The sequence below is a fragment of the Streptomyces sp. DvalAA-43 genome (assembly GCF_900091725.1).
In the GTDB taxonomy this organism is placed as follows: domain Bacteria; phylum Actinomycetota; class Actinomycetes; order Streptomycetales; family Streptomycetaceae; genus Streptomyces; species Streptomyces pulveraceus.
Genome location: NZ_FMBW01000014.1, coordinates 49,870 through 59,860, shown reverse-complemented (window position 1 = coordinate 59,860; position 9,991 = coordinate 49,870). Strand labels below are relative to the sequence as shown.

Sequence of the window (9,991 nt, the reverse complement as noted above, 5' to 3'; positions counted from 1 at the left end):
CCCCGGCCCGACACCTTCCCCGGCTACGGTGCGCCGGGTGCGAAGACCGCTACGAGAAGGAGTGGGCGATGAACATGGGGAGCGCCCCGACGGGCACGGGTGAGATGAAGCGCCGTATGGGCGTGGGCGATGCCGTGGTGATCGGCCTGGGATCGATGATCGGGGCCGGGATCTTCGCGGCGCTCGGCCCGGCCGCTGGCGCCGCCGGGTCCGGGCTGCTGCTCGCCCTGGCCCTGGCCGCGGTCGTGGCCTACTGCAACGCGACGTCCTCGGCACAGCTGGCCGCCCTCTATCCGCAGTCCGGCGGCACCTACGTCTACGGCCGTGAACGCCTGGGCGACTTCTGGGGCTACCTGGCGGGCTGGGCGTTCGTGGTCGGCAAGACCGCCTCCTGCGCGGCCATGGCGCTCACCGTCGGCTCGTACGTCTGGCCCGGCCAGGCGCACGCGGTGGCCGTGGCCGCCGTGGTGGCGCTGACTGCCGTGAACTACGCCGGGGTACAGAAGTCCGCCCTGCTGACCCGCGTCATCGTCGCGGTCGTCCTGGCCGTGCTCGCCGCCTTGGTCGTCATCGCCCTGACCTCCGCAGGCGCGGACACCGCCCGGCTGGACATCGGCTCGGACGCCACCGTCGGCGGAGTCCTCCAAGCGGCGGGCCTGCTGTTCTTCGCGTTCGCCGGCTACGCCCGCATCGCCACCCTCGGCGAGGAAGTCCGCGACCCCGTGCGCACCATCCCGCGCGCCATCCCGATCGCCCTCGGCATCACCCTCGCCGTCTATGCCCTCGTCGGCGTCGCCGTCCTGACCGTCCTGGGCCCCGGCGGATTGGCGAGCGCCACAGCTCCGCTGTCGGACGCCGCCCGCACCGCGGGCGCCGGCTGGCTGGTGCCGATCGTCCGCATGGGCGGCGCCGTCGCCGCACTCGGCTCACTGCTTGCGCTGATCCTGGGGGTGTCCCGCACCACCTTGGCCATGGCCCGCGACCGGCACCTTCCCCACGCCCTGGCCACCGTCCACCCCCGCTTCGGTGTTCCCCACCGCGCCGAACTGGCCGTCGGCGCCGTCGTCGCCCTGCTCGCCGCGACCACCGACGTACGCGGCACCATCGGCTTCTCCTCCTTCGGCGTCCTGGCCTACTACGCCATCGCCAACGCCTCCGCCTTCACCCTCACCAAAGAGGAAGGCCGCCCCAGCCGCCTCGTCCCCGTCATCGGCCTGACCGGCTGCGCCACCCTCGCCTTCGCCCTGCCCGCAAGCACGGTCATCTCCGGCGCCACCGTCCTCATCCTCGGGGCCACCGTCTACGGCCTGCGGAAGGCCAGGAACAACCGAGTCAGCCACTGACACACCCGCTGTCGGAAGCACTGACACTCTCATGTCGCGCGACAGTCGGCCAGGACGGCGGTGCCGTCCTCAGCGCGGACCAGGAGCCCGGCGTCGAACAGGCCCGCAGGGCGCCCGGTTCAGTTGGGGAGTGCGAGGCGGAAGGTGGTCCGTCCAGGGCGGCTGGTGAGGGTGGCGGTTCCACCGTGGGCGGTGATGACGGCGTGGACGATGGCGAGGCCCAGCCCAGTGCTCCCGGTGCTGCGGGAGCGTGCGCGGTCGGCGCGCACGAAACGGCCGAAGACCTCGGGCTGGAACTCGTCGGGGATACTGGGACCGTTGTCACTCACGTCCACTTGGACGCCGCTCTCGCCAGTGGTGAGGGAGATCGTCACGTCGGTGCCCGGCGGGGTGTGGGTGCGGGCGTTGGCGAGGAGGTTGCCGATGGCCTGCTGGAGGCGGTGGGCGTCGCCGGTGACGGTGACCGGTTCTTCGGGGAGGTCGAGGAGCCAGTTGTGGCCGGGGCCCGCGGCGCGGGCGTCGTCCGTCGCGTTCAGGATCAGCAGGGTCAGGTCGACGGGCTCGTGTTCGAGGGGGCGTCCGGCGTCCAGGCGGGCGAGGAGGAGCAGGTCGTCGACGAGGCGGGTCATGCGCTGTGACTCGCTGCCGATGCGTTCCAGAGCGTGACGGACTTCGGTGGGGACGGGGCCGCGGTGGCGCAGGGCGAGTTCGGCGTGGCCGCGGATGTTGGCGACGGGGGTCCGCAGTTCGTGGCTGGCGTCGGCGGCGAAGTGGCGGAGTCTCTCCTCGCTCGCGTGGCGCCGGGTGAGAGCGTCCTCGACGTGGCCGAGCATGTGGTTGAGGGCGGTGCCGACCTGGCCGACCTCGGTACGGTGGTCGGTGTCGGGGAGCGGTCCGGGCATGGCGACCTCGCCGCTGGCCAGCGGCAGTTCGGCGACCTCCGCCGCACGGGCGGTGACCTTCTGGAGGGGGCGCAGGGAGATCCGCACCCACACGGCCCCCGCGATGCCGGTCGCCACGAGCGCGGCACCGAACAGGACGGCTTCGACCGCTTCGAGGCGGTGAACGGTCTCTTCCACCGGGTGCAGGGGCAGGCCCGTGATCAGGGTGTCCTGGTCGTCACCCCGGACAGCCGTGACGCGGTACTTGCCCAGACCGGAGAGGCGGATGCTGTGCCCGCTTCCGTCCACGGGGATTCCCGCCAGGGTGCGGTGAGCTTCGGGGGTGAGTTGGAGGGGCCGGTCGGTGGCGTCGTCGACGACGGCGGCCCGGGTGACGGTGTCGTCCAGGAGGCGGGCGCCGAAGGTCGCATCGGCCTGGCCCCGGGTGTCGGGGCGGTTGTCGGCATCGGGCTTGGCCTCGTGTTCCAGGCTGGCCGCGAACCGGCCGCCGGACGCGGAGAGCTGCTCGTCCAGGCGCCCCATCAGGAAGCCCCGCAGAGCGAGGGCGGTGGTGATCCCGACGGCGAGACAGGCGACGGCGAGCAGGGCGACGAGTCCGACAGTGAGCTGGCCGCGCAGAGTGCGGGGCGGCAGGCGTTTCACGGGGCTTCCGGCCTGAGGACGTAGCCCACGCCGCGCACGGTGTGGATCATCGGAGTGCGTCCGGCGTCGATCTTCTTGCGCAGGTAGCTGATGTAGAGCTCGACGATGTGGGCGCGGCCGCCGAAGTCGTAGGCCCAGACCCGGTCGAGGATCTGGTCCTTGGACAGGACCCGGCGGGGGTTGCGCATGAGGAATCGGAGGAGTTCGAACTCTGTGCGGGACAGCTCGACGGTGACACCGCCGCGCCGGACCTCCCGGGCTTCCTCGTCCATGCTGAGGTCTCCGACGGTGAGCCGGTTCGTGCCCGGCTCGGCGGTCATTCCGGCCCGTCGCAGCAGCCCGCGCAGCCGGGCCAGTACTTCTTCCAGGCTGTAGGGCTTGGTGACGTAGTCGTCGCCGCCCGCGGTGATCCCCGCGATGCGGTCCTCGACCGCGTCGCGGGCGGTCAGGAACAGGACACACACCTTGGGCATCTCACGTCTGAGAGCCCGCAGGACCTGGAGGCCGTCCAGGTCGGGCAGCATCCAGTCCAGAACCACCGCGTCAGGCCGGAAATCACGGGCCGTCGCGAGTGCGGTCGCCCCGTCGGCGGCGGTGCGGACCAGCCACCCCTCGCCGGTCACGACTCCGGCCAGGACATCGGTGACGTCGGGTTCGTCGTCGACGACGAGAATCCGTACGGGATCCCCGTCGGGGCGGTGCAGAAGCGATGTCGTACGCGGCTCGTCCATGATTCCTTCAGCATCCCCCGGCGCAGGCCACGGCAGGGGTGAGGCATGTTTCTGAGTTTCCTCTGAATCGGAGCTGAGAGCGATCGACCACACCGTTTCAGAAGGTACACAGAGGTCGGGCTGTGAGGCTGGCCGCCCCACGCCGGAGCGTGCGCCATATCCGGAGGAGTCCCATGACCACCACGTTCACCAGCACGACGTATGCGAGCCGCAGGATGCGCCACCGGCGCCCACGCCACAGCGCCGTCCCGTACCTGGTGCCGCTGGTGATCTGGGCCGGCGCCGCCGGGGTGCTGGGCCTGTGGTGGAGCGACACGAACGCGGTCGTCGGCCCGGCGGGCTGGCTCACCGACGCGGGACGCATCACCGGCCTCCTGGCCGGATACGCCTGCGCGATCCTCCTGGCCCTCATGGCCAGGATGCCGCTTCTGGACCACACCATCGGCACCGACCGGCTCGCCCGCTGGCACGCCTGGGGCGGCCGCTGCACCGTCGCCCTCGCCCTCGCCCACACCCTGCTGATCATCTGGGGCTATTCACTGGCCTCCCACAGCAACGTGGTGAGCCAGACCTCCACCCTCGTCCTGCACTACCCCGACCTCCTCAAGGGCACAATCGGCTTCTTGCTGTTCCTGATGACAGGAATCCTCTCGGCCCGCGCGGCGCGCCGCAGGATGAGTTACGAAGCCTGGCACTACCTGCACTTCGCGACCTACCTGGCTGTCTTCCTCGCCTTCGGCCATCAGCTCTCCAACGGCGCCGACTTCGTGGGCAACCACCTCGCACAGGTGGCCTGGTACGCACTGTTCCTCGGGGTCGCGGCCCTGGTCGCCTGGTACCGCTTCGCAGTCCCCGTCCGGCGCGGACTGCGCCACCGCCTGCGCGTGGCCACGGTCCACCCCGAAGCACCGGGCGTGGTCTCCGTCCACCTCACGGGCCTGCACCTCGACGACCTCGGGGGCGAGCCGGGGCAGTTCCTGCGCTGGCGCTTCCTGGCCCGGGGGTTGTGGTGGACCGCGAACCCGTACTCCCTCTCGGCCCCCGCCCACCCCGGCCACTTGCGGATCACGGTGAAGACGGCGGGCGGGCACAGTGCGGCTCTCGCCCGCTTGCGGCCCGGTACCCGGGTGTGGGCCGAGGGACCCTACGGCGGCTTCACCGCGAACCGCCGTACCGCTCCCAAGGTCCTGCTTCTGGCCGGCGGGGTCGGCATCACCCCCCTGCGTACGCTCTTCGAGACACTTCCGGACCAGGTCACCCTCGTCTACCGTGCCCGCCGCGCCGCCGACCTCGCCCTGCGCGGTGAACTCGACGAGATAGCCACCCGCCGACGGGCCCCCGTGCACTACATCGTCGACGAACCGGCCGGATACTCCTCACCCCTCACTGCCCGGGCCCTGAGCACCCTGGTCCCGGACCTGGCCGCGCACGACGTCTATCTGTGCGGCCCGCCCGGCATGACCGAGGCCGCTGTCCGGGCCCTGCGCGAAGCCGGGGTCCCGGCCCGGCGCATCCACCACGAGTCCTTCGCGTTCTGAGGAGAACCGCATGCGCCGAGCCGTCCTCACCACCACCGGGATCAGCGCCCTGATCGCCGCCCTGCTCGCTCTCAAACCCCACCAGCTACCCGCCCTGGCCGGGGCGGCTCCCCGTTCCCCCACGACCTCGCACACTCCCGCAGGCACCTCGACGGGCACATCCATCGGAACGGGCACGTTCACCGGGGACCCCATCGACACCCAGTACGGAACCGTGCAGGTCGCCGCAACCCTCAACCAGGGCAAGATCACCTCGATCAAGGTCCTCCAGGCCCCCGACCGCAGAGGCCGTGACCAGGAGATCGCCGCCTACGCCCTGCCCCGCCTCACCCAGGAAGCGCTCGGAGCCCAGAGCGCTCACATCGACGCCGTCTCCGGCGCCAGCTACACCAGCCAGGGCTACATCCAGTCCCTCCAGAGCGCCCTGGACCAGGCCCATGCCTGACACCGCGACCGGACTGCGCCACGTCGAGCATGTCATGGGCACCGTCTTCTCCTTCGACATCCGTGACAAGCCCACCCCCGTCATCCACCGCGCGCTCGCCGCAGCCGTGCGACAACTCCACCGCGTCGACGCCGTGTTCTCCACCTACCGGCCCGACAGCCACATCAGCCGGCTCGACCACGGCGAGATCCACCTGGCCGAATGCCCGCCCGAAGTCCGCGAAGTCATGTCACTCTGTGCCCAGGCCGCCCACGTCACGGGCGGCTGGTTCAGCGTCGTCCCCGCCGGCACCCTCGACCCCTCCGGACTCGTCAAAGGCTGGGCCACCGAAGCCGCCTCCCAACTCCTGTACGAAGCAGGCGCCCGCCACACCTGTGTCAACGGCGGCGGCGACCTCCAGCTCCGCGGCCAGGCAGCCCCCGGCACCCCGTGGCGCATCGGCATCACTCACCCCCTGCGCCCAGGCGAACTCGCCACCGTCGTCACCGCCGGCCATGACCTGGCCGTCGCCACTTCCGGCACTGCCGAACGCGGCGCCCACATCCTCAACCCCCACACCGGCACACCCGCCACCACGTTTGCCTCCCTCACCCTCATCGGCCCCCGCCTGACGCCGACCGACACCTACGCCACCGCAGCCTTCGCCCGAGGCGACGGCGCCCGGAAATGGCTGGAGGCACTGGACGGCTACGAAGCCCTGGCCGTCCTGCCCGACGGCCAGGAATGGCGCACGCCAGGATTCAGCCGCTATGGGTCATGAGGCGCGACACAGACTCATCCCCGCGCGCAGGGAGGGGGCGCCTCCCCATGCAGGCGGCGGCCTTGGTACCGAAGCCGCCGCAGGAGCCCGGCCTTGTCCCTTGTCCAGCGTTGAACGCCACCCCCGAAGGAGCCCCCGTGGGACTCGACCTGATCAACGGCATCCCTGCGCATGTGTCGACGTCATGACACCGGGTGTCCATGCCGAGCGGGCAGCCAGGTCGCACTGCGGTGTGCGGACGCCGGTGAGGTGATGGGGCGTCTGATCGCGGAGGGTCTCGTCGGCGACTCCAGTGCGCCTGACGTGCTGCGGTTCGGATTCACGCCGCTCTACCTGAGGTTCCCGGAAGTGGAGCGGACCGCGCGGGTATTGGCGACGATCTTGGGCTGAGGTGGTGTGGACTTGGTGATCCTATACCTGGTAGATGCAACCAGTACGGTTTCGCAGATCATCCTGTCTTCTCAGTTGGCTCTTAGTTTTTGACGGAGAAGAAGGAAGTTCATGCGTACTCGTGCTCGTACCCGCATAGCAGCCGTCGGCGTGCTCGCCGCACTTTCCGCGCTCGCGCTCACCGGCTGCAACAGCGGCGACGAGGCCGACGCCGCTGCCGGCTCGTCCGCCCCCGCGTCGGACCCGGCCTCGACCGCGGCTTCGCCCAAGGCCTCGTCCGGGAGCAACTCGAGCACGAGCGGCGGCGACAGCTCGTCCGAGGGCGGGGGCGGCGCCACTGCGGCCTGCACCCTCCGGACGGTCTCGATCAAGTTCCTCATGAGCGATCACCAGGCCACCGAGCAGCAGGCGGCCAACGGCACCCTCAAGTTCACCAACACCTCCGGTGCCACCTGTACGGTCGTCGGTCCCACGACAGTGACCGCGACCGACGACGAGAACAAGGCTGGCCCGATCTCCGCGGACAACTCCAAGGAGGGCTCGGACGCGGTCGACATCCCGGCGGGCGGCTCGGCGACGGCGGACATCGGCTACAACAACCTGAACACCGAGGGCACCGCCCGCGACACCTGCCCGATGGGCGCCTCCACCGTCAAGGTCGGGCTGCCGAAGCAGCCGGACACCACGGTGAACGTGCTGAAGGCGGACGGCTCGCCGGGCGGCTACTTCAGCGTCTGCGGCGACAGCTTCAAGGTCGGCGCCTTCACGGCCGGCTAGGCCTGTCCTACCTTCCAAGCGTGGGTCTGAGCTGGTCGTTCGTAAGATCGGCGGGCCCGGGGGTTCTGGCTATGGCTATGAGCTTGTCGCCGTTGGATGGCTCAAAAAACTTGGCCGCCCGGAGCCCCGCGACGACTCGACCGCTCATTGAGATACGCGACTTGATCGCTTCGTAGGACAACGTCGGCGAGGTCGTCTGCGGGACTGTGCCTGTGTTGGACGACGAGCTGGCGGAGGTGACCGTGCCCCAGATCTGGGCCGGAGTGGACATCGGCAAGGAACACCATCACTGCGTGGTGCTGGATGCCCAGGGCGAACCTCTGCTTTCACGCCGAGTCCTCAATGATGCGACGGCTCTGCTGGAGCTGATCTCAGACGTGCTGGCGCTCTCCGGCGAGACGCTGTGGGCGGTGGACATCAACCGCGGTGGCGCCGCGTTGCTGATCGGCCTGCTACTCAGCCACGACCAGCCGATGGTCTATATCACTGGCCTGGCCGTGCACCAGGCGTCGACCGCGTATCGGGACCAGGGCAAGACGGATGAGAAGGACGCCTGCGTCATCGCCGACCAGGCCCGCATGCGCAAGGATCTCGGTCTGCTGCGGCCCGGCGACGAGATAGCCGTCGACCTGCGCACTCTCACCGCCCGTCGCACTGACCTGGTCAACGATCGCACCCGGCAGATCAACCGGCTCCGAGCTCAACTTCTTGAGATCTTCCCATCTGCCCGCCGGCCGTCGCGAGCACCCGCCCGGCTCCGTCACCCGGCACCCGGCGCCGGGCCCGCCCCGGAGGGCGATACCTCAAGGGCAGCACCAGAGACACCGCCGCTTCGGGCGCCGTGCCCAAATACACCGCCGCAGGTCCGGCCCGATCGCGTTTCCCGGGGAGGCCGGAGCCGTCTTTGACAACAAGGAGGAGATCCGGCGACAACTCGTCCCCAGGAAGGACGCCATCACGAACATGATCGATCAGGATGACCTGGATATATTCGGACACGAAGGAAGGGACTCCCCTTGCGCATCCTCCGGATAACCGGAACCGTCATCGCCACCACCCTGTTACTGACCGCTGCCGCACCCGTGGCCTCAGCCGGTGCCAGACCCAGTGCGGCCGCCGCGTCCGCGCCGTCATCCCCGCCCAGGGAGGCCCTGGACCCGGCAGCGCTTGGCAGCTCCCTGCTCGCCGTCCACGAGGCGGGCATGTACGGCGTCTACTCCAGCGTCCGCGACGGCGCCCAGAGCTGGACCGGCGCCTCAGGGGTCGCCGACGTGGACACGGGCCGCCCAGTGAAGCCGGGGATGCGACAGCGAGTGGGCAGCATCAGCAAGACCTTCGCCGCGGTCGCCGTGCTCCAACAGGTCGAACGCGGCCGTATCCGCCTGAACGCCCCCATCGGCGACTACCTGCCAGACCTGATACCCGGGCAGCGCGGCCGCCAGATCACCGTCCGGATGTTACTGAACCACACCAGCGGCATCGGCGACTACATCACCGGCGCCTTCCCGTCCCTGGCGCGCGGCTCGACGGCCAGCCTCGACGAGGAGCGCTTCCGCTTCGTCAGCCCTCAGGAACTGGTCCGTCTGGGGCTCACGGCCCCGGCCACCGGAACGCCCGGGGCCCAGCCCGGCCACTACTCCAACACCAACTACATCATCGCCGGACTGCTCCTCGCCAAGGTCACGGGCCAGAACCCAGAGACGTACATCACCCAGCACGTCATCGACCGCGCCGGACTGCACCACACCTCCTACCCGAGCAGCCCCGACATCCAGGGCCCGCACGCCCGGATGTACGAGAACTTCTACGGGCTGATCGACCCGCCCCGCGACTACAGCGTCTACGACATGTCCTGGGCCTACACGGCGGGCGCAGTCGTCTCCACCACCGGCGACCTGAACCGCTTCTACCGCGCTCTGCTGACCGGCCGACTGATCGGCACAGCGGCACTCAAGGAGATGCAGCGCACGGTGTCGGTGAACGGCATGGACTACGGCCTCGGCCTGTACGCCGTCGACATCCCCGGCTGCGGCCGCTTCTGGGGCCACGACGGCGCGGTGTTCGGTGCCGGCACCATCGCGCTGGCCAGTCCGGACGGCAGGCGCCAGGTGGCCGCGGGCTGGAATCTGATGAAGTACCAACGGATCGACGCGGACGGCACCGGCTTCGAGCCGAGCCCGATCGACGACGCCCTCAACCGCTACGTCATCGGCGCTCTGTGCCCGGCGTACGCCGCAGCCCCGGCAGCGGCTCTGTCGGCTACACCAACCCCCACAGTACTCACCGGCGCCGACCTCTCCCCGGAGCCCTGGGCGGCGGTCCTGCGCTGAACCGATCAGCTCAGTGAGACTCAGCTCGTCGGGCTGAAACGGGAGTTGGATCACGGCCCAGGACCCCTGATACCCGCCCGGTACAAATCCCGAGTTCAGTCCATGACGACCTGTCGGCCAGGCGGCGGATAGG

The 9,991-nt window shown here is 70.0% G+C and carries 8 protein-coding genes and 2 pseudogenes; 8 read left to right on the top strand and 2 right to left on the bottom strand.

Translation table 11 applies throughout. The features are described from left to right. The first annotated feature begins 68 nt into the window (after window positions 1–68). Window positions 69–1,343, top strand: a complete 1,275-nt coding sequence (locus GA0115234_RS03380; RefSeq protein ID WP_093539317.1) for an APC family permease — start codon at window positions 69–71, stop codon at window positions 1,341–1,343. Between the two features lie 119 nt (window positions 1,344–1,462). Here the strand turns inward: GA0115234_RS03380 and GA0115234_RS03375 are convergent, their stop codons facing one another. Together GA0115234_RS03375 and GA0115234_RS03370 are read right to left on the bottom strand one after the other, a co-directional pair. Beyond that, complete coding sequence (locus tag GA0115234_RS03375; RefSeq protein ID WP_093539316.1) at window positions 1,463–2,887, bottom strand: sensor histidine kinase; 1,425 nt, start codon at window positions 2,885–2,887, stop codon at window positions 1,463–1,465. Beyond that, window positions 2,884–3,618, bottom strand: a complete 735-nt coding sequence (locus tag GA0115234_RS03370; RefSeq protein ID WP_093539315.1) for a response regulator transcription factor — start codon at window positions 3,616–3,618, stop codon at window positions 2,884–2,886. Before GA0115234_RS03370 ends, GA0115234_RS03375 begins: the two co-directional genes overlap by 4 nt. A 173-nt stretch (window positions 3,619–3,791) precedes the next feature. Here GA0115234_RS03370 and GA0115234_RS03365 point away from each other — a divergent pair, with 173 nt between their 5' ends. The 7 genes and pseudogenes from GA0115234_RS03365 (at window position 3,792) to GA0115234_RS03335 (ending at window position 9,858) form a co-directional block, all read left to right on the top strand. Then, window positions 3,792–5,156: a ferredoxin reductase family protein gene (locus GA0115234_RS03365; protein WP_093539314.1), complete on the top strand. Its 1,365-nt coding sequence runs from the start codon at window positions 3,792–3,794 to the stop codon at window positions 5,154–5,156. Window positions 5,157–5,166: 10 nt separating this feature from the next. After that, window positions 5,167–5,601 carry an FMN-binding protein gene (locus GA0115234_RS03360; RefSeq protein WP_093539313.1) on the top strand — a complete coding sequence of 145 codons (435 nt, stop codon included), beginning with the start codon at window positions 5,167–5,169 and terminating at the stop codon, window positions 5,599–5,601. Next, the gene (locus tag GA0115234_RS03355; RefSeq protein ID WP_093539312.1) at window positions 5,594–6,361 is read left to right on the top strand and encodes an FAD:protein FMN transferase; all 768 of its coding nucleotides are present in this window, start codon (window positions 5,594–5,596) and stop codon (window positions 6,359–6,361) included. Before GA0115234_RS03360 ends, GA0115234_RS03355 begins: the two co-directional genes overlap by 8 nt. Window positions 6,362–6,548: 187 nt before the next feature. Next, window positions 6,549–6,751, top strand: a pseudogene (locus GA0115234_RS43180) (kynureninase); the annotation flags it as partial. A gap of 111 nt (window positions 6,752–6,862) precedes the next feature. Then, window positions 6,863–7,528, top strand: a complete 666-nt coding sequence (locus GA0115234_RS03345) for a DUF4232 domain-containing protein (RefSeq protein WP_093539311.1) — start codon at window positions 6,863–6,865, stop codon at window positions 7,526–7,528. A gap of 242 nt (window positions 7,529–7,770) precedes the next feature. After that, a pseudogene (locus tag GA0115234_RS03340) lies at window positions 7,771–8,262 on the top strand (IS110 family transposase); the annotation flags it as partial. 282 nt (window positions 8,263–8,544) lie between these two features. Further along, the gene (locus tag GA0115234_RS03335) at window positions 8,545–9,858 is read left to right on the top strand and encodes a serine hydrolase domain-containing protein (protein ID WP_093539310.1); all 1,314 of its coding nucleotides are present in this window, start codon (window positions 8,545–8,547) and stop codon (window positions 9,856–9,858) included. Window positions 9,859–9,991: the final 133 nt, after the last annotated feature.